At 57.0% G+C, this 19,268-nt stretch carries 18 protein-coding genes and 4 tRNA genes; 6 read left to right on the top strand and 16 right to left on the bottom strand.

From position 1 onward, the window contains the following. Positions 1 to 138 precede the first annotated feature (138 nt). Entirely contained in the window at positions 139 to 1,041 is a 903-nt protein-coding gene (gene rarD, locus FEM41_RS06715) for an EamA family transporter RarD (protein WP_138095250.1), read from the top strand. 56 nt (positions 1,042 to 1,097) lie between these two features. On the opposite strand, the gene dinQ is transcribed toward rarD, so the two are convergent. From dinQ to lptM, 9 genes are all read right to left on the bottom strand, one after another. Next, positions 1,098 to 1,178 carry a damage-inducible type I toxin DinQ gene (dinQ, locus tag FEM41_RS06710; protein ID WP_138099129.1) on the bottom strand — a complete coding sequence of 27 codons (81 nt, stop codon included), beginning with the start codon at positions 1,176 to 1,178 and terminating at the stop codon, positions 1,098 to 1,100. 173 nt (positions 1,179 to 1,351) lie between these two features. Continuing rightward, complete coding sequence (gene corA, locus FEM41_RS06705) at positions 1,352 to 2,302, bottom strand: magnesium/cobalt transporter CorA (RefSeq protein ID WP_138095249.1); 951 nt, start codon at positions 2,300 to 2,302, stop codon at positions 1,352 to 1,354. 151 nt (positions 2,303 to 2,453) lie between these two features. Next, complete coding sequence (gene ysgD, locus FEM41_RS25145; protein ID WP_421805413.1) at positions 2,454 to 2,525, bottom strand: YsgD/CorL family protein; 72 nt, start codon at positions 2,523 to 2,525, stop codon at positions 2,454 to 2,456. Positions 2,526 to 2,582: 57 nt separating this feature from the next. Beyond that, positions 2,583 to 4,745 carry a DNA helicase II gene (uvrD, locus tag FEM41_RS06700; RefSeq protein ID WP_138095248.1) on the bottom strand — a complete coding sequence of 721 codons (2,163 nt, stop codon included), beginning with the start codon at positions 4,743 to 4,745 and terminating at the stop codon, positions 2,583 to 2,585. A 65-nt stretch (positions 4,746 to 4,810) separates the two neighbouring features. Beyond that, entirely contained in the window at positions 4,811 to 5,527 is a 717-nt protein-coding gene (yigB, locus tag FEM41_RS06695) for a 5-amino-6-(5-phospho-D-ribitylamino)uracil phosphatase YigB (protein ID WP_138095247.1), read from the bottom strand. Next, the gene (xerC, locus tag FEM41_RS06690; protein ID WP_138095246.1) at positions 5,527 to 6,423 is read right to left on the bottom strand and encodes a tyrosine recombinase XerC; all 897 of its coding nucleotides are present in this window, start codon (positions 6,421 to 6,423) and stop codon (positions 5,527 to 5,529) included. The genes yigB and xerC overlap by 1 nt, the downstream gene beginning before the upstream one ends. Then, the gene (locus FEM41_RS06685; RefSeq protein ID WP_138095245.1) at positions 6,420 to 7,124 is read right to left on the bottom strand and encodes a DUF484 domain-containing protein; all 705 of its coding nucleotides are present in this window, start codon (positions 7,122 to 7,124) and stop codon (positions 6,420 to 6,422) included. The genes xerC and FEM41_RS06685 overlap by 4 nt, the downstream gene beginning before the upstream one ends. Beyond that, positions 7,121 to 7,945, bottom strand: coding sequence for a diaminopimelate epimerase (gene dapF / locus FEM41_RS06680; protein WP_138095244.1), 825 nt, complete (start codon positions 7,943 to 7,945; stop codon positions 7,121 to 7,123). The genes FEM41_RS06685 and dapF overlap by 4 nt, the downstream gene beginning before the upstream one ends. Positions 7,946 to 7,978: 33 nt before the next feature. Continuing rightward, a complete protein-coding gene (gene lptM, locus FEM41_RS06675) occupies positions 7,979 to 8,200 on the bottom strand; it encodes an LPS translocon maturation chaperone LptM (RefSeq protein WP_138095243.1) in 222 nt (73 codons plus the stop codon). Positions 8,201 to 8,355: 155 nt separating this feature from the next. Here lptM and cyaY point away from each other — a divergent pair, with 155 nt between their 5' ends. After that, a complete protein-coding gene (gene cyaY, locus FEM41_RS06670; protein ID WP_138095242.1) occupies positions 8,356 to 8,682 on the top strand; it encodes an iron donor protein CyaY in 327 nt (108 codons plus the stop codon). Here cyaY and cyaA read toward each other — a convergent pair. Next, entirely contained in the window at positions 8,673 to 11,240 is a 2,568-nt protein-coding gene (gene cyaA, locus FEM41_RS06665) for a class I adenylate cyclase (RefSeq protein WP_138095241.1), read from the bottom strand. The two genes, cyaY and cyaA, sit on opposite strands and share 10 nt — an antisense overlap. A gap of 279 nt (positions 11,241 to 11,519) precedes the next feature. On the opposite strand from cyaA, the gene hemC reads away from it, so the two are divergent. From hemC to hemY, 4 genes are all read left to right on the top strand, one after another. Further along, positions 11,520 to 12,461: a hydroxymethylbilane synthase gene (gene hemC / locus FEM41_RS06660; protein WP_138095240.1), complete on the top strand. Its 942-nt coding sequence runs from the start codon at positions 11,520 to 11,522 to the stop codon at positions 12,459 to 12,461. Further along, the gene (gene hemD / locus FEM41_RS06655) at positions 12,458 to 13,204 is read left to right on the top strand and encodes a uroporphyrinogen-III synthase (protein WP_138095239.1); all 747 of its coding nucleotides are present in this window, start codon (positions 12,458 to 12,460) and stop codon (positions 13,202 to 13,204) included. Before hemC ends, hemD begins: the two co-directional genes overlap by 4 nt. Positions 13,205 to 13,286: 82 nt before the next feature. After that, entirely contained in the window at positions 13,287 to 14,456 is a 1,170-nt protein-coding gene (gene hemX / locus FEM41_RS06650) for a uroporphyrinogen-III C-methyltransferase (protein WP_138095238.1), read from the top strand. Between the two features lie 3 nt (positions 14,457 to 14,459). Then, positions 14,460 to 15,656: a protoheme IX biogenesis protein HemY gene (hemY, locus tag FEM41_RS06645; protein WP_138095237.1), complete on the top strand. Its 1,197-nt coding sequence runs from the start codon at positions 14,460 to 14,462 to the stop codon at positions 15,654 to 15,656. A gap of 743 nt (positions 15,657 to 16,399) precedes the next feature. Here hemY and FEM41_RS06640 read toward each other — a convergent pair. From FEM41_RS06640 to wecG, 6 genes are all read right to left on the bottom strand, one after another. After that, positions 16,400 to 16,476, bottom strand: a tRNA-Pro gene (locus FEM41_RS06640). 43 nt (positions 16,477 to 16,519) lie between these two features. After that, a tRNA-Leu gene (locus FEM41_RS06635) sits at positions 16,520 to 16,606 on the bottom strand. A gap of 16 nt (positions 16,607 to 16,622) precedes the next feature. Next, a tRNA-His gene (locus FEM41_RS06630) sits at positions 16,623 to 16,698 on the bottom strand. A 61-nt stretch (positions 16,699 to 16,759) separates the two neighbouring features. Then, a tRNA-Arg gene (locus tag FEM41_RS06625) sits at positions 16,760 to 16,836 on the bottom strand. A 102-nt stretch (positions 16,837 to 16,938) separates the two neighbouring features. Then, positions 16,939 to 18,324: a bifunctional threonine/serine APC transporter ThrP gene (gene thrP / locus FEM41_RS06620; protein WP_138095236.1), complete on the bottom strand. Its 1,386-nt coding sequence runs from the start codon at positions 18,322 to 18,324 to the stop codon at positions 16,939 to 16,941. A gap of 201 nt (positions 18,325 to 18,525) precedes the next feature. Further along, positions 18,526 to 19,266: a lipopolysaccharide N-acetylmannosaminouronosyltransferase gene (gene wecG / locus FEM41_RS06615; RefSeq protein WP_138095235.1), complete on the bottom strand. Its 741-nt coding sequence runs from the start codon at positions 19,264 to 19,266 to the stop codon at positions 18,526 to 18,528. Positions 19,267 to 19,268: the final 2 nt, after the last annotated feature.

Below are 19,268 nucleotides of genomic sequence, written 5' to 3'. Positions count from 1 at the left end.
CGTCAGGGCGTTCAGGCTTTATCCTGGCGCAGCATAAAAACAAAAGGTACGACCTACTTGCCAGTCCCATTATCGGCTTATATGGTGTTGATCCTTCTGGTGCCTTTTTCGGCGCCGATTTTTTCTTCAGGGTTGGTTATGGATGCGAAACAGACGCGGCTTGGGGTTATACTGGCCCTTGCCGCTTATTTTATCTGGGGAATAGCCCCGGCCTATTTTAAGTTTATCGATTATGTTCCGGCCGACGAGATTCTGACGCACCGCGTTATCTGGTCATTTTTCTTTATGGTGGCGCTGGTTTCGCTGGGCCGCCAGTGGAAGAAAGTACGTGCTATTGCGCAAACCCCGGTAAAAGCACTGTGCCTGGCGTTAACGGCAGTGCTGATCGGCGGTAACTGGCTGCTGTTTATCTGGGCCGTGAATAATCACCACATGCTGGAAGCGAGCCTCGGTTATTTTATTAATCCGCTGGTGAACGTGCTGCTGGGCATGCTGTTTCTGGGAGAGCGTTTTCGCCGTATGCAGTGGCTGGCAGTGCTGCTGGCGGTCTGCGGCGTGCTGGTGCAACTCTGGAGTTTCGGCTCACTGCCCATCATTGGCCTGGGGCTGGCGTTCAGCTTCGCCTTCTATGGGCTGCTGCGTAAAAAGATAGCCGTGGATGCCAGTGCCGGTATGCTGATCGAAACGCTGTGGCTGCTGCCGGTCGCTGCAGTCTATCTGTTTGGCTTTGCCGACAGCCCCACCAGCCATATGGGCAATAACTCTCTGTCGCTGAACCTGTTACTGATAGCGGCAGGCATTGTGACCACCGTGCCGCTACTGTGCTTTACCGGCGCCGCCACGCGCCTGCGGCTGTCGACGCTCGGTTTCTTCCAGTATATCGGCCCTACCCTGATGTTCCTGCTGGCGGTGACGTTCTACGGCGAAACACCAGGGGCCGATAAGATGGTCACCTTCGCCTTTATCTGGGCCGCGCTGGCGCTGTTTATTATGGACGCCATCTACACCCAGGGAAGGTTGCGTAAGAGTGCAGCAATCTGAAATGTTAAAGGGCAGGAAGTGGTGGCTTCCTGCCCTTAGTTACGTTTCCGCTATCGTCAGAACAACAGCAACAAATAACGAATCAGCTCCAGTAGCGCAATAAGCGCCCCCAGAACGATGATTGCTTTATCAATCACCCGCTTTTCTCCATGATGGAGTGAGCAATCACCGCTTACCCTTACATTGCCTGTCACAGTGCTGCGCTCAGTTGTTAGATGAATGCGGTCTCACCCCGGCCAGAGTTACCAGCTTCACACCGGGAAAATAAAAAAACCGACCTCACCAGTCGGTTTTTTTATGCCTGAAACGCTTACAGCCAGTTTTTACGTTTGAAGTAAAGATATGGCGCCAGCCCCGCCAGAATCATCAGCACAATCGCTCCTGGATAACCGAAGCTCCAGTGCAGCTCCGGCATAAATTCGAAGTTCATCCCGTAGCTGGATGCCACCAGGGTCGGCGGCAGGAACACCACCGAAACCACCGAGAAGATCTTGATGATGCGGTTCTGATCGATATTGATAAAGCCCATGGCCGCCTGCATCAGGAAGTTCACCTTCTGGAACAGCGACTCATTGTGCGGCAGCAGGGATTCGATATCGCGTAGGATCTCGCGCGCCTGTTCCAGCTGGTTCCCCGGCAGCCGCGTCTTACGCACCAGAAAGTTCAGGGCGCGCTGGGAATCCATCAGACACAGCCGCACCTTCCAGCCGATATCCTCCAGCTCCGCCAGGGTGGAGAGCGCCTCGTCAAACTCATCGCCCTGCCGCTTTTCCATAATGACGCGGCTTAGCTTTTCCAGATCGCTGTAGATGTTTTCTATCTCATCCGCCAACTGCTCCACTTTAGTTTCGAACAGATCCAGCAGCAGTTCGTAAGCGTTGCCATCCATCATCTGCTGGTTACGGGCGCGCATGCGGTAGAGTCGGAAAGCGGGCAGTTCGCGCTCGCGCAGAGTGAACAGGCGATCGTTGCGAATGGTGAAGGCCACCGTCGAGTTACCGGCGTGGTCTTCGGCATCTTCATAAAAGAAGAAGGAGTGGATGTGCAGGCCGTCTTCGTCTTCAAAGAAACGTGCCGATGCTTCAATGTCTTCCAGTTCCGGGCGGGTGGCCAGACTCTGGCCCAACTCGGTCTGTACACGCTGACGCTCTTCGTCTTCCGGTTCGATCAGATCGACCCAGACGGAGTTGTTCAGGGGGGCATCCTCATCCAGTTCCAGACGGGACAGACGGTTTTTTTCCAGTTGAAATGCGCTCAGCATGACCAGAACTCCCAATGCAGAAAATCAGGACAGGTTCGCAGGGCACACAGAAACGGTCACGACATGACCATTCAACGTGACTGACTCAGAGCGACAGGAGGAATAATGGGTCGCCGACAACCGCTAAGGCCATCAGCATATGAGGAAAGCCTTAGGAGTTGTACCTGGATACCAGGTGATTGAGCCAGTATCGACTGGGTGTGTCCAAGGCGAATGTCCTCATAAGTTATAATCGTGCGCGCATGTTACGCCAGCCTCAACAAAGCGTCAACAGACGGATTTATACCGTCTCCAGGCGCGCATAGGCTGCAACCAACCATTTAATCCCCTGCCCCTGAAAGGCCACCTGAATGCGGCTGTGTTCCCCGCTGCCTTCCAGATTAACGATAGTCCCTTCACCGAATTTCGGGTGGCGAACGCGCTGGCCCAGGGTGTAGCCAGTGTCGTTGCTGGTCAGCGGCGTGGTGGTACGCTGGGCCGCGACCGGGCGGCTGACGGTGGCTCGCAGCCGGACTTCTTCCACGCACTCCGGCGGCAGTTCGCCGATAAAGCGCGACGGGCGGTGATAAGCCTCTTTACCGTACAGACGGCGAGTTTCAGCGTAAGTAATGGTCAGTTTCTGCATGGCGCGGGTCACCCCCACATAGGCCAGTCGACGCTCCTCTTCCAGACGGCCGCCTTCATCCAGCGACATCTGGCTCGGGAACATCCCCTCTTCCATCCCGACAATAAAGACCTGCGGGAACTCCAGCCCTTTGGCTGAGTGCAGGGTCATAAGCTGTACGGCATCCTGCCAGGTGTCCGCCTGACCTTCACCCGCTTCCAGCGCGGCATGGGAAAGGAAGGCCTGCAGCGGCAGCAGATCTTCGTCCTCATCCTGATAGCTGAACTGGCGCGTCGCCGTGACCAGTTCCTCCAGGTTTTCAATTCGGGTCTGGCCTTTCTCACCCTTCTCCTGCTCGTACATGATCCACAACCCGGAGTCTTTAATAACCCGGTCAGTCTGAACGTGCAGCGGCATATCCGCCGTTTCCTGGGCCAGGGCGTCAATCAGCTCCATAAAACGCGTCAGCGCCGAGGCGGCGCGGCCAGCCAGAGAGCGTGCCTGCAACAGCTGGCGGCAGGCCTGCCACAGCGTCAGCTGACTGTCGCGGGCGGTCTGACGCACCACGTCCAGGGTACGATCGCCAATGCCGCGGGTCGGGGTGTTAACCACTCGCTCGAAGGCCGCATCATCGTTACGGTTGGCGATCAAACGTAGATAGGAGAGCGCATCCTTAATCTCCTGGCGTTCGAAGAAGCGCATTCCACCGTAGATACGGTAAGGCATACTGCCCTGCAGTAACGCCTCTTCCAGCACGCGCGACTGGGCATTGCTGCGATACAGGATGGCGCACTGGCTGAGCGGGCTGCCCCCCTCCTGCCAGGCCTTGATCCGGTTGACCACAAAGCGGGCTTCATCCAGCTCGTTAAAGGCACAGTAGAGAGAGATCGGTTCACCATCGCTGCCATCGGTCCAGAGGTTTTTCCCCAGACGTCCGGCGTTATGGGCGATCAGGGCGTTAGCCGCACTCAGTATGGTATTGGTGGAGCGATAGTTCTGCTCCAGACGAATGGTCTCAGCGCCCGGGAAATCATTCAGAAAGCGCTGGATATTTTCCACCTGGGCACCACGCCAGCCGTAAATGGACTGATCGTCATCGCCGACGATCATCACCTTGCCGGTATCGCCCGCCAGCAGGCGGATCCAGGCGTACTGAATGCTGTTAGTATCCTGGAATTCGTCTACCAGAATATTGGTGAAACGTTCGCGGTAGTGGTTAAGGATATGCGGTTTGTTCAACCACAGCTCGTGGGCTCGCAGCAGCAGCTCAGCGAAATCCACCAGCCCGGCGCGATCGCAGGCTTCCTGATAGGCCTGATAGACCTTCTGCCAGGTCTGCTCCACCGGGTTGCCATAGCTTTCGATATGCTGCGGGCGCAGCCCCTCATCCTTTTTGCCGTTGATGTACCACATCGCCTGACGCGGCGGCCACTGCTTTTCATCCAGATTCATGGCGCGAATCAGGCGCTTAAGCAGCCGCAGTTGATCCTCACTGTCCAGAATCTGAAAATCCTGGGGCAGACCGGCATCCATATGGTGGGCGCGCAGCAGACGGTGCGCCAGGCCGTGGAAGGTACCGACCCACATGCCCCCCTGACTGGTACCTACCAGCTCACCGATACGGTGGCGCATTTCCGCCGCCGCCTTGTTGGTGAAGGTCACCGCCATAATGGAGTACGGCGAGCAGTTTTCCACCGTCATTAGCCAGGCGATGCGATGCACCAGAACGCGGGTCTTACCACTACCTGCCCCGGCCAGCACCAGCATATTGCTGCGCGATGCGGCCACGGCTTCGCGCTGTTTATCGTTGAGGCTGTCGAGCAGGTAAGAAACGTCCATTGGCACCGCCGAAATAGTGGAAGAAGGTCCGCAGACCCCTGGATTTTTATACAGAGCTGGCTGAATTATATCAGCGCGGTGAGGGATGCCAACCGCGAAATTTCCAGGTGCGGCAGCAATCGGGCATCGCTGGCCCGCATCAGCGAGCGCTGATTAAGGTTGATCCAGCAGGCCTGAACGCCGCTGCGAATCGCCCCCGCCACATCGGTGGTCAGGTCATCGCCCACGTGCAGAATCTGTTCCGGTGCCAGCGCCAGTTTGTCTGCCGCCAGTTGGTACATATCGGCAAAGGGCTTAGCGCGACCGTCTGGTCCAGCCCTCAGTACAAACTGGAAATATCCCCCCAGCCCGAATAGTTCAGGATCGGCATTGCCATTGGTGACAGCCACCAGCGGCCACTTTTCCGCCAGTCGCGCCAGAGTATCAAAGGTCTCCTGGGGGACATCAATGCGACTGCGCCACTGAGCAAAGTTTTCCATCACAGCGTCGGCCCCCCGGGCGGCCGCTTCCGGCGCCAGCCCCGCCTGACGCATCAGGCGTTCAACGGCGCGCCAGCGCCAGCGAGTCACGTCGTGAAAAATATCCGGCTCTTCCTGGCGCAGTTGCTGCCGCAGTTGCAGGAACGCAGGCCCGGAAAGTTTGTTCAGTTCCGGGTGGTAACGGCGGATAAAGTCCAGTGACTCCTGCTCGGTGCGCTGAATCACCGGGCCGTTATCGTAAAGCGTGTCGTCCAGATCGAAGGTTAACGCCGCGATGGGTCCCAGTGGACGATAAAAATGCATCAGTGTTTCCCCCGTTTGGCCCGTGGATGGGCGGCATCATAAACCGCGGCCAGATGCTGGAAATTGAGATGGGTATAGATTTGGGTGGTGGAGAGGTTGGCATGCCCCAGCAGCTCCTGTACTGCACGCAGATCCCCGCTCGACTCCAGCATATGGGTCGCGAAAGAGTGGCGCAGTTTATGAGGGTGCACGTGCGCATTCAATCCCTGTTTCACGCCCCATTCGGCAAAGCGCTTCTGCACATTGCGGGTAGAGATACGTTTACCCTGGCGCGCCAGGAACAGCGCGTCATCTTCCGGCCCGAACAGTTCCCGCAGATCGAGCCAGTGCTCGATCCAGGTGACGGCGCTGCGGCCAATGGGCAGGCGCCGCTCCTTGCTTCCTTTCCCCACCACCCAGACCTCGCCGCTGGCCAGGTCCAGATCTTTCAGGTTCAGATTCACCAGTTCGGAAAGACGCAGTCCGGCGCCGTACATCACTTCCAGCATCGCCCGGTCGCGCACCGCCAGCGGATCGTTGATGTCGATCTCCAGCAGACGGTTAACGTCATCCACTTCGATATTCTTCGGCAAATGGCGTGGCGCTTTCGGCGCCTGAACGCCCCGGGCCGGGTTCGCGGACAATACCCCCTGACCCACCAGCCAGTCCAGCAGGCTACGCAGGGCCGACAGACGCAGCGCAAGGCTGGCGGCCTGTAAACCATCACGACGACTGCTGACCGCCAGTGAGCGTACGGCGGCAACATCGCAGCGCGGCCATTCGTGGATACCGCGCTGTTCCAGCATCCGGACAACAGTCTCCAACTGGCGGCCATAATTGAGTAACGTCATAGGGCTAAGCTGGCGCTCCACTTTCAGGTAGCGCAGGAAGCTATCGACGCCGTTTTGCAAGCTCACAGCCGTTCTATCCAACGCTCAAGCACTGCGGGCAGCATTTGCGCCAGCGCCTGTAACAGCTGCGTTCCCTGCCCGGCCTGGTAATGCTGGGGATCGCGACTGGTAAAGATCACCACGCCGAGATCGCCATCGCGCCCCATCAGGGACATCGCCACCGAGCCTACGGCCATCGACTGAGGCAGCATCACCAGCAGTTCAGGGCCATTTAGCGGCCCCAGATAGTGGCGCTCATCGCCAAAGCGCTGAATACGCAGCGGCTCAAACGCCTGCCGATTAAGTGCCAGATGCGTAAAGCTGGACGGCGCGCCAATGCGCCAGCGTTCGGGGAAGAGTCGGATATGGGCGCCCGCCAGCCCCAGCTCCCGCGCCCAGCGATGCAGGCGATTCAGAAGCTCCTCCAGGCTGTCGGCGGAAGCCAACCTTGCCTGCAGGGTCAGCAAGCTGGAAAACAGCCCTTCATTGACGCTGGCCTGCTCCATCAGCAGGCCGATGTTCTGTTCCAACTGGCCGATATAGTTGCGCGCCCGGGCCATATGCCACTCCACCAGCGACACGGTACCGCGCACCGGATGCGGCACCCGCATCTGTTCGACCTGGTGGGCATTGCGAATAAAGAAATCAGGATGGCGCAACAGGTATTCGCTTACCGCGCTGTCGTCCAGTTCCGTCAGGCTCTCCTGCTGTTCACCGGCGTTCTTCATAGGTGTATGAATCCATCGTAAACATGGGTCGCCGGCCCGGTCATGTACAGTGCATTACCGGGCCCTTTCCAGGCGATATCGAGCCGCCCGCCGGGCAGATCGACACGTACCTGTTCGTTTAATAAACCTTGTTGAATTCCGACTGCGACCGCCCCACAGGCGCCGCTGCCGCAGGCCTGGGTTTCGCCAGCGCCACGCTCATACACCCGCAGGCGAATGTGCTGACGGCTGACCACCTGCATAAAGCCGATGTTGGCGCGTTCGGGAAAGCGTTCATGGCTCTCCATCGCCGGTCCCAGGATTTCAACCGGCGCGCTATCCACATCATCCACCGGAATGACCGCATGGGGATTGCCCATGGAGACCACTCCACACAGCACCGTCTGTTCGGCGGCGCGCATTATGTAGGTTTTCTCCGCTTTATTGGCGCGAAACGGCACCTGGGCAGGCTCGAAATCCGGCTCGCCCATATTGACCCGCACCAGCTCGTTCTCGGTAACGCTTAGTACCATGCGTCCTTTGGCGGTACTGACCCGGATATCCCGCTTATTGGTCAACCCTTTCAGGCGCACGAAACGGGCGAAACAGCGAGCGCCGTTGCCGCATTGAGCCACTTCGCTGCCGTCTGCGTTAAAGATCCGATAGTGAAAGTCGAGATCGGGATCGTAGGGGGGTTCCACCACCAGCAGTTGATCGAACCCCACACCCAGATAACGATCCGCCAGACGGCGGATCAGCTCAGGGGAGAAAAAGACATTCTGCGTTACCGCGTCGACGACCATAAAGTCGTTGCCAAGGCCATGCATTTTGGAAAACTGCATTCTCTGCTCCATTTAGCGCGGTGACGACATTAATCAGTAGATAACCTGGGTCGGACCATCGCCCGTTGCGCGATCGTTGCGATCGGGAACGGTGGACTGGATCGTCTGTTCTTCCTGCTGCGGCTGCGCGGTTTGTTGGGGGTTTTCAGTCGCTTTTTTCTCTTCCGGAGGAAAATAGAGCGGCCCCTTCAGGCCACAGCCCGTCAGGGTAAACAGTGCCAGCCCTACGGCCAGCGGACAGAAAATCTTTTTCATTCCTGGGTGCCTGTCGTTTATACGTTCTGCTGTCTATCATCGCAGGTGACCACTGAAAAGCAACACCCTTTTACTGGCAAGGTATAACGTCAGGCGGTTTCTATCATCGGTCATTCCTCTTATACTGCCGACAGTACACAAAACGGAAAGCGAATATGAATGACAGCGAATTTCACCGCCTGGCCGACGGTCTCTGGAGAACGATTGAAGAGCATCTGGACGACTGGGACGGCGACAGCGATATCGACTGCGAGATTAACGGCAGCGTGCTGACACTGAGTTTTGAAAACGGCAGCAAAATCATTATTAACCGGCAAGAGCCGCTGCATCAAGTGTGGCTGGCGACCAAAGCGGGCGGCTACCACTTCTCGCGACAGGGCGATACCTGGATTTGCGATCGCAGCGGCGAGCCGTTCTGGAAGTTACTGGAAGAAGCCTGCACTGCCCAGGCAGGCGAAGCAGTGCGTTTTAATCAGGACTGATACTGCTGCACCAGCGGCGGTGCTGGCGGCGTACGGGAATCATCCTCAGGCGGAACCGATGCCGTCGCCGTCCGGACGGACTGGGAGCGGAAAGGGATCACCTGCTGGTGCCCGTCCACCTTCACAATCTGGTAGAACTGCGGCAGATTGAAGTTGATAAAGCTTGAGCCGTAAGTGAAGCGATCGTGGGAAGAAGAGTAGAAGCGGCTAACGTCGCGCACCAGCTCCTCTTTGTTGCCTTCGCAGTGATGATAGGCTTCAGCCCGGTTACTCTCATCCAGAATATAGATGTTAAAGCCTTCCCGGTCGTGACTCTCTTCAAAGAAGAACTGAATAATCCCTTCGCTGGCAAAACCATCCACCACCGACGGTAGCTGTACGTGATGCGTTTCGACCTGCATCGACAGTCCGTGCAGTTTGTTATTGGAAATCGCACCGTAAAACTCTACGGCATTTTCCAGTTTCTGGACCGATACATTCAGGCGTTCAAAGAACAGTCCCCAAGTCTGGCCCGCCACCCGCAGCGCTTTGAAACGCCCGGCTTCCTGACGGGTACTGGTCAGACGCAGCTCAATACATTCCGAAACCAGCTGCTGAACCCGGGTGCGGATCAGACCGCGCAGATGCTGGCTGTAACAGAAAACCTCTACGCTATCCGGCGGCGCAGCATCCTGATGCATTTTGCCAAGGATGGTTTTCAGCGCCTCAATCATCGCCTGCTCGCCGTTGAAGTGCAGGGTTCGCACCTCATTCCAGGAGTTGCGGTACAGCAGATCGACGCTGCCCACCAGGCACTGCTGTTGCTGACCAAAACTGAAAATATCCAGCTTACGGAAGTCAAAATGCACGACCCGATCGCGGAATGCCGCCGTCGGGTCATATTCCAGGTTGACGATTATCGCCAGGTGACGAATTTCACAGGGACTGTACAGCGCTTTGGCCGTAGGCGCAGGCAGACGCAACGGGAAGTGGCTGGAAACATCCGCCACCATCTCCTGCAGCTTCGGCAGGTCACACACCTCATTGCCTTTAATAAACAGCCGGGTTCGGGAAGTCAGCAACCCGTTGAACCAGGCCCAGGCCACCAGCTTATTCAGGTAACGGTTATACTCCAGCGGCTGATGGCTGATAATCGAGTCCATGTTCGGCGCGCGGTTGTACAGATACCAACCGGTGCGATTGGCGCGGCCTGGGGGCACATAGATAAAAGTCAGATTAGGCTCTGAAAGATCCGGCGAGATCTGCGGGTTCACCAGGGTGACCTTGCCCGGCAGCGCCTCAAAGGCCGCATAAAGCTTACGGGTCAGTACGCCAATATCCTGTGGACTGGCGCTGACGCTCAGATTATTACGGCGCGCGAAACGGATCAGATTACGGTAGCTCTGCATCATGGCATCGAGCAGTTCGTTGTGCGCTTCACGCACCCGATCGATCTTCCAGTTAGCGCGGTTATCCAGAATCGCCAGCCGCGTTTCATCCCAACCCCAGGCTTTCACCAACTGAGTCAGCACTTCACGACGCCAGCCCACACAGGCCCGCTCGCGGGTCAATTTTTCACACACCTTCAGATAAAAGCAGCGGCGCACCAAATCCAGCCGCGCCTCATCGTTTATCTGGGTCAGATAGTGCGTGACCCGCTCCAGCATCATGCAGTAGGGATCCAGACCAAAACAAACAATCTCACCGTCATGCAGGCGCTGCTTCATATCTTCCGCCAGCAGGCCGGTATTGGGGTATTCCCAGGAGTATGCCTCCAGCAGCAGCGTTTTCAGCACCGCTTTATAAGGCGAGTCGATGCTCTTATAGAGCTGCCACAGGCTGGCGCCGAAGTACTCTTCGGCAGACAGCGAACTCAGTCCGCCCAGATCGAGCCATTCGTTAGGCGTCAGTACTCCCTGGGCGTAGAGCGTCATCACGTAATCGTCGTAGTGCTCTTCCTGATCGACCGGCACCATATTCCACAGAATACGCTTGCCCGCCATTCGGACCGCGGTACGGTAAAATTCATCAAGCAACAGGATATGCTGCGTTGAACCACAGTCTTCGCCACCCAGACTGCCGCTCTCGTTATGGCGGAAGCGGTTCTCATCAATCAGAAAGAAGCTGACTTCCACCCCCATTGAGGCGGCCCAGCTTTCAAGCAGGCTACATTTACGCTGCAGCAGCTGGCGCTCTTCGTTATCCAGCCAGGCCTGGTGGCAGACCCAGATATCAAGATCCGACGAACAGCTCTGGCCGACCGACGAGGTGCTGCCCATGGAGTAGATACCGGTGATCGGCAGTTCACCGTTCGGTGTCCGCAATTCCGGCAGCCCACGACGCTCTTCAAGCTGTTTCAGGTAATGCTGTTGGGTTTCATCAGGCGTGTAGAGGCAGATGCCACAGGGAACGTTACCGTCGAGATAACCCGGCATCAGCGGATGGTGATAGTGCAACAGACCAGGCAGCAGACTATAGACCTGCTGGAAAGCAGATCCCTGAGCTGCCAGTGCGCGGTCCACGCGCAGCTGATTGATGGCATCCAGCCTCTGTTTCAGAGTCTCAATATAGAGGTACAAGACGTATCGCCTGATTGTTCAGTATTTTGAAAAGATCGGTCCCGCTCGCCACCGTTATGTTTATGGTTAGTCAGGTGGACAATTGCTGGAAACGTGATCAATTTAACACCTTGCCGGTTGACCGTAAAGAAAGATGCACTACACCAAGTGTAGCATCAAAAGCCCGGCTTATTTTCCGTTATCAGTTTTGCGCTCCTTTCCCCCAGCCTGACCGTAAACTGACAGCATTCCACTAACAATGATAGGATGGTCAACAGACGATCATTACGGTAACAAGCAATGGTAGACAAAGTATTAAGAATTGCCACCCGGCAGAGTCCGCTGGCGCTATGGCAGGCACAATATGTCAAGGAGCGCCTTGAGGCGAGCCATCCAGGACTCAGCGTTGAGCTGGTGCCAATGGTGACGCGCGGCGATATTATTCTCGACACGCCGCTGGCCAAAGTGGGCGGCAAGGGACTGTTTGTCAAGGAGCTGGAGCTGGCTCTGCTGGAGAAGCGCGCAGATATCGCCGTGCACTCCATGAAGGATGTACCAATAGAATTCCCGGCGGGGCTTGGCCTGGTCACGATCTGCGAGCGCGGCGATCCGCGCGACGCCTTCGTCTCCGGGCGCTATGCCAGCCTGGATGCGCTACCGCCCGGTAGCTATGTGGGCACCTCCAGCCTGCGCCGTCAGTGTCAGTTGATGGCACAGCGTCCGGATCTTAACGTGCGTTCGCTACGCGGCAACCTCGGCACCCGCCTCGGTAAGCTCGATGCCGGCGACTATGACGCCATTATTCTGGCCGTGGCGGGCCTGCAGCGCCTGGAGATGGAAGAACGCATCCGCAGCCCCCTGACGCCGGAAGAATCACTACCGGCAGTAGGCCAGGGCGCCGTTGGCATCGAATGTCGGCTGGACGATGCCTGGACCCGCAAATTACTGGCGCCGCTCAACCACGAAGAAACCGCCATCCGGGTTACCGCCGAACGCGCGATGAACACCCGCCTGGAAGGAGGTTGTCAGGTACCGATCGGCAGCTATGCTGAATTGCATGACGGTAAACTTTGGTTACGGGCGCTGGTCGGCTCGCCGGATGGTAAGCAGATGGTGCGCGGCGAACGTCGCGGTCGCCCGGAAGATGCCGAAGCGATGGGGATCTCGCTTGCCGAAGAGCTACTGGATAACGGCGCCAGGGAGATCCTGGCCGATGTCTATGACGGAGATGCCCCTGCATGAGGATTCTGGTCACCCGCCCCTCCCCCGACGGAGAGGCTTTAGTCAGCCGTCTGCGCGCGATGGGGCTGGTGGCCTGGAGTTTTCCGCTGATCGAATTTTCGCCGGGTCGTGAGCTTTCCCGTCTACCCGACTATCTGAACGCGCTGCGCCCGGGCGATCTTGCCTTTGTTCTCTCCCGCCATGCGGTGGAATATGCCCATGCCACGCTTTCCCGGCAAAGCATGCGCTGGCCTGCGCAGGCGGCATGGTTTTCCATTGGTCGCTCCAGCGCGCTGGCCTTGCATAAAGTCAGTAGTCTGCCGGTAAATTATCCGCGCGATCGGGAAATCAGCGAAGTCTTGCTACAATTACCTGAATTACAAGATATAAAAGGTAAGCAGGCGCTGATACTACGCGGTAACGGCGGGCGTGAGCTACTGGGGGATACACTACGCCAGCGCGGTGCTCAGGTAACGCTGTGCGAATGCTACCAGCGCTGCCCCAAACAGTATGATGGCGCGGAAGTTGCCTGGCGCTGGCAAAACCTGGAGATCGATACCCTGGTGGTCACCAGCGGCGAAATGCTGCGCCAGCTCTACGCGCTGGTGCCGGAATGGTATCGTAATAACTGGTTACTGAACTGCAGGCTAATTGTTGTCAGTGAACGTCTGGCCACCCATGCCAGAGAATCAGGCTGGCGGGATGTCAGCATCGCAGATAACGCCGACAACGATGCGCTGCTGCGCGCGTTATGCCCAACCTGAAGGGCCGTATCGGGCTCTTCCCGAAATAAAGGTGCCCGCAGGATACGGGTAGACAACAACACTGAGAAGAATGGGACTAATAATGACGGAACCAAAAGAATCCTCCGCCAGGGTTGAAGAAGCCACGCCAGACGTGGAGACGCCGGTGCAAACTCAGCCACAGGAGAAGCAAAAACGTGGCACGGGCGTTGGCATTACGCTCAGCGTTATTGCTATCGCCATTGCTCTGGCTGCCGGTGCCGGGCTCTATACCTGGAACAAACGACAGGCCGCCAGCCAGACAGCCAGCACCCAAACCCTGGCCGCTCAGGTCACCGCCCTCCAGCAGCAGCTGGCGCAACAAAAAACCGAGCTGGATTCCCGACTTCAGCAGCAGCAGAGCAGTCTGGACGCCGCACAGCAGCGTGAGCAGATCATGGCGAAAACGCTGGAAGAGACCCGTGAAAAGATGGCCTCTATCACTGGCGGCGATGCGAATAACTGGTTGCTGGCCGAAGCCGATTACCTGGTCAAACTGGCCGGACGTAAGCTGTGGAGCGATCAGGATGTCGCGACCGCCGCTGCGCTACTGAAAAACGCCGACGTCAGCCTTGGACAAATGAACGATCCCAGCCTGATCGCCGCACGTCGCGCGTTGAACAGTGATATCGCCAGCCTGTCCGGCGTATCGCAAATCGATTTCGACGGCATTATTCTGCGCGTTAACCAGCTGTCTAACCAGGTGGATAACCTGCGTCTGGCCGACAACGACAGCGATGACGCTCCCATGGATGCCGACAGCCGCGAGATTTCCGGCTCCCTGAGCGAATGGCGCCAGAATCTGACCCGCAGCTGGCATAACTTTATGGACAGCTTTATTACCATCCGCCGTCGCGACGCCACCGAAGTTCCGCTGCTGGCGCCGAACCAGGATGTCTACCTGCGCGAGAACATCCGTTCCCGCCTGCTGGTTGCGGCTCAGGCCGTACCGCGCCACCAGGACGAGGTCTACAAGCAGTCGCTGGAGACCGTTGCCACCTGGGTACGCGCTTACTACGATACCAACGATGCCGCGACCAAAGGCTTTCTGGCCGAGCTGGATGCGTTAAGCCAGCAGAGTATCGCTATGGAACTGCCCGAATCGCTCGCCAGCCAGCCGGTGCTGGAAAAATTGATGCGCCAGCGGGTCCGTAATCAGATGGCGCCGTCGGATAACGGTCAGCCAGCCGCAGCCGGGAACAGTGCATCCCAGACAGAACAGCAGGGAGAGTAATCAATGATAAAAGTTCTGCTGCTGTTTCTGCTGCTGATCGCCGGGATCGTTATCGGTCCCATCTTTGCCGGCCATCAGGGATACGTACTGATTCAGACCGAAAGCTGGAACATTGAGACCAGTATCACCGCCCTGACCATTATGCTGCTCGTTCTGGTCGCGGCGCTGTTTATTGTGGAGTGGATACTGCGGAGAATCTTCCGCACCGGTGCGCGTACCCGCGGCTGGTTCCTGGGTCGCAAGAGCAAGCGCGCCCGTAAGCAGACCAGCCAGGCGCTGCTCAAACTGGCGGAAGGCGACTACCAGCAGGTGGAAAGATTGCTGTCTAAGCATGCTGAACACGCTGAGCAACCGGTGGTTAACTATCTGCTGGCCGCCGAAGCGGCCCAACAGCGCGGCGATGACGCCCGCGCCAGCCAGTATCTCGACAATGCGGCCAGTCTGGCGGAAGACTCCCCGATTCCAGTAGAGATCACCCGGGTTCGCCTGCAACTGGCACGCAATGAGGATCACGCCGCGCGACACGGTATTGATAAGCTGCTGGAGATCGCCCCGCGCCATCCCGAGGTGCTGCGTCTGGCCGAACAGGCTTATATCCGTACCAGCGCCTGGAGTTCGCTGCTGGACATCATCTACCCGATGGAAAAAGCAGGCGTGGGCGATGAAGCACACCGCGCCGCACTGGAAGAACGCGCCTGGATTGGGCTGATGGATCAGGCCATGGCGGAACAGGGCAGCGACGGTCTGAAACGCTGGTGGCAAAATCAGAGCCGTAAGACCCGGCATCAGCCGATGCTGCAGGTGGCAATGGCCGAACACCTGATTCAGTGCGACGACCACGAGACGGCCCAGAAAATAATTCTGGACGGTGTGAAGCGCCAGTATGACGAGCGCCTGGTGATGCTGATGCCGCGCCTGAAGACCGCAACGCCGGAAGAGGTGGAGAAAGTCCTGCGTCAGCAGATTAAGACCCATGGAGATCGTCCGCTGCTGTGGAGCACCCTGGGGCAGATGCTGATGAAGCACGGCGAATGGAAAGAGGCCAGCCTGGCCTTCCGCGCCGCGCTGAAGCAGCGCCCCGATGCCTTCGACTACGCCTGGCTTGCCGATACCCTGGATCGCCTGAAAATGCCTGAAGAGGCAGCAACCATGCGCCGCGATGGCCTGTTGCTGTCGCTGAAAAAAGAGGCCGATATCTGACCCTTGTCAGACATCAAAAAGGCGACATGTTGTCGCCTTTTTTATTGCCTGTGACCCATCCTGAAGTATGAAGCAGATTCTGCAAAATAATTTGGGTTGCAGGAAGGCGGCAAGCGCGCAAGTCCCCGGGAGCATAGCCCACTATGTGACCGGGGTGCGTAAGCGCAGCCAATGCATCTGCAGCCCAAAGTATGAAGTAGAAAAAAATACCCGCCGGAGTGGCGGGTACTAAAACAGGTCTGTTTGACAACATAAAAGGTGCTTCACTCAACGTTGTGTCCATGATGTTTGATGAGGCAGCCAGGCTGCGACATCTGCAGGTGGACGATAAGCACCACAAATGGCTCTGCATCATTCCAGGGTTTATGAGGCCAGATGGCGAACATAAGAAAGGGAATGAGCATCTACCCTGTAATTATTGCACGTATCATGCCAGGTGCAAATACCCCTTAAAATACAAGGGGCCACGCCATTAGCATTGATGTTGTCTTCAAGGTCAACATAAAACTGTCGCCCCAGGGAGACAGTTATCAGCATTCAGGGAATAGTCTTTATAAATCATTAAAATAAATGTCTTACTTCGACGACACCCACAATCAATCTTGTCGTTATGCAACGACAAATGCCGCCACGACGGAAGCACGCGCTGATATGCGGCGCATAAAACAATCACTGGAGAAATTTAAGAGGGGGGCAGAAAACAAAAAAGCAGGCTTTAAGCCTGCCTTCCGCACGAAGCGGAGTGGTCGGCGAGAGAGGATTCGAACCTCCGACCCACTGGTCCCAAACCAGTTGCGCTACCAGGCTGCGCTACTCGCCGAAATACTGCCGTTTTGCTTCTTGTTCAGAAAGAAGTCAGGGTGTGGTGCGAGGGGAGGGACTTGAACCCTCACGTCCGTAAGGACACTAACACCTGAAGCTAGCGCGTCTACCAATTCCGCCACCTTCGCATAACCACTAAATAGATGGGGTGGCTAATGGGACTCGAACCCACGACAACTGGAATCACAATCCAGGGCTCTACCAACTGAGCTATAGCCACCACTGTATTTCTTTCTCACGCGGTATAATCCTACCACCGCAGCTCAAGCGCCTGGGTTAAATGGCGCGCCCGACAGGATTCGAACCTGAGACCTCTGCCTCCGGAGGGCAGCGCTCTATCCAGCTGAGCTACGGGCGCGTAGCGCCGTTGCGGAGGGGAATACTACGGACTTCGCGTCCTGCTGTCCATATGTTTTTTTAATAAAATGCGCGTTTGGTTATGCTTTGCACACTACGCTGATTAACTGTTCCGTTTCACCGATTCAACATGGCGACCAAGCCCAAAAACCCGGTACGCCAGGGTCACCCCCGCCAGAAACAGTCCCCCGACAATCAGCGACATACGGGTATCTTCGTTGATTCCCATCCCCACCAGCACACACAGTAGAAACGCCATGGTTAACCAGTTCGACCACGGGAAAAAAAGCGAGCGGAACGGATGGCTGGCCATCGCTTCACGGTGTACCCGGCGAAACCGCAGCTGGCTTATCAGAATCACAAACCAGGGTACCATTCCCGGCAAGACGCTGGCGCTATAGACATACACGAATACCCGCTGCGGATTAGGAATAACGTAGTTCAGACCCGATCCTACCAGCAGAATTACAATTGAGACGGCCACCCCCATAACCGGCACGCCATTCTTCGACACCTTCGCCATACCGGACGGTAGCTGACGATTCTTCGCCAGGGCAAACAGCATCCGGCCGCAGCTATACATTCCGCTGTTACAACCCGACAGCGCCGCTGTCAGTACCACAAAGTTGATAATCCCGGCTGCCGCCGTGATACCGATTTTCGCAAAGGTCAACACAAAGGGGCTGCCGCTATCACCCAGCTCATTCCACGGGAAGATGGTGATCACCACAAAGATAGCGCCCACATAGAAGATCAGAATACGCCACAGCACCTTCCCTACCGCGCTGCGCAGCGTTACCTGAGGGTTCTTCGCTTCACCGGCAGTAATACCGATCAGCTCCACCCCCTGATAGGAGGCCACCACGATACAGAGCGCGGTCAGAAAACCTTTCCAGCCGCCGGCAAAGAAACCGCCGTGCTCCGTCAGATTGCCAAAACCGGTGGCATGACCGCCATTGCCGAAACCAAAGAAGATAACGCCCAGCCCTACCACGATCATCACAATAATGGTGGTCACTTTAATCATGGCAAACCAGAACTCGATTTCCCCGTACAACCGTACCGCCGCCAGATTGGCCAGCGCCACCAGTCCTACGGCCAGCAATGCCGGTAACCACTGGGGCAATTCAGGGAACCAGTACTGAACATAAACGCCGATGGCGGTGATTTCGGAAATCCCCACCGCCATCCACATAAACCAGTAGGACCACGCCGTCAGATAGCCAAAGAAAGGATTCATATAGCGATGCGCATAGACGGCGAAAGAGCCGGTCACCGGCTCCAGAAACAGCATTTCGCCCATCGAGCGCATAATGAAGAAAACAAAAATCCCGGCGAGAATATAGGCCAGCAAAACGGAAGGACCCGCCCACTTAAGGGTGCTTGCGGACCCCATAAACAGGCCTACGCCAATGGTGCCCCCAAGGGCGATCAATTCAATATGTCGAGCTTCCAGGCCGCGCTGGAGCTCGGGTTTCTTTTCAGCCATAGTTCCCTCGAATGGTGTTTGCAATCAGCCCGGTATCACACCGGTTATTATTATGATGAGTGCGCTTTTCCCGTCACCACGCAAGGTAGCGGCCGACGGGCGGGCGTCATGATTTCCTGTTTTTTGCCAAATAGCAAACCGGATATTGCCGGGAAGGGAAGCGGCAACCGCCTGCGAATGCCGGCTCTGCTGGAATAAGAATCAAAGGCGGCCGCTGTAATGCCAGGCAAGATAACGCAACAGACGCAGCTGACGCTTAATGCGGGAAGGCTGACTGACCAGCCGGTACAGCCACTCCAGCCCCAGGTTCTGCCAGCCTTTTGGGGCACGTTTTACATGGCCGGTAAAGACATCATAGGTTCCCCCTACCCCCATATAGAGCGCCTGAGGATACACCTGGCGACACTCGCGCATCACAATCTCCTGACGCGGCGATCCCATGGCGACGGTAACCAACTGGGCACCGCTGTCCCGCACCCGTTCAAACAGCGCCTGGCGCGACTCGGACTTAAAATAACCGTCCTGACTACCCACAATATTCACGCCCCAGCGGCTGCGTAGCTGTTCACAGGTTTGCGCCAGCACCTGGGGCTGCCCGCCAATCAGAAACACCGGGGTGCCTTCTCTACCGGCCTGGGCCATCAATGCTTCCCAGAGATCGGCTCCGGCTACCCGGTTTACCTCAGCATTGGGATATTTCTTGCGGATGGAGCGCACCACGCTGATGCCGTCGGCGTACTTAAACTCCGCCTCGTTAATTAACTCATGCACCAGCGGATCGCGTTCTGCTGTCAGGATTTTCTCGGCGTTAATCGCCACCAGGGTTCCCTGCCGTAGCCCGGTATCGGTATGCAGATAATCCAGTGCATGTGCCATATTACGCCAGCCCAGCAGCCTCATGCCGCGTATGGTATAAACCGGCGCCTGTGTCCGTTCACTCATCT

Origin of the sequence: Jejubacter calystegiae (assembly GCF_005671395.1) — a bacterium.
In the GTDB taxonomy this organism is placed as follows: Bacteria; Pseudomonadota; Gammaproteobacteria; order Enterobacterales; family Enterobacteriaceae; genus Jejubacter; species Jejubacter calystegiae.
The sequence above is the reverse complement of the archived record's forward strand: the minus strand, read 5'-3'. Positions and strand labels throughout refer to the sequence as shown.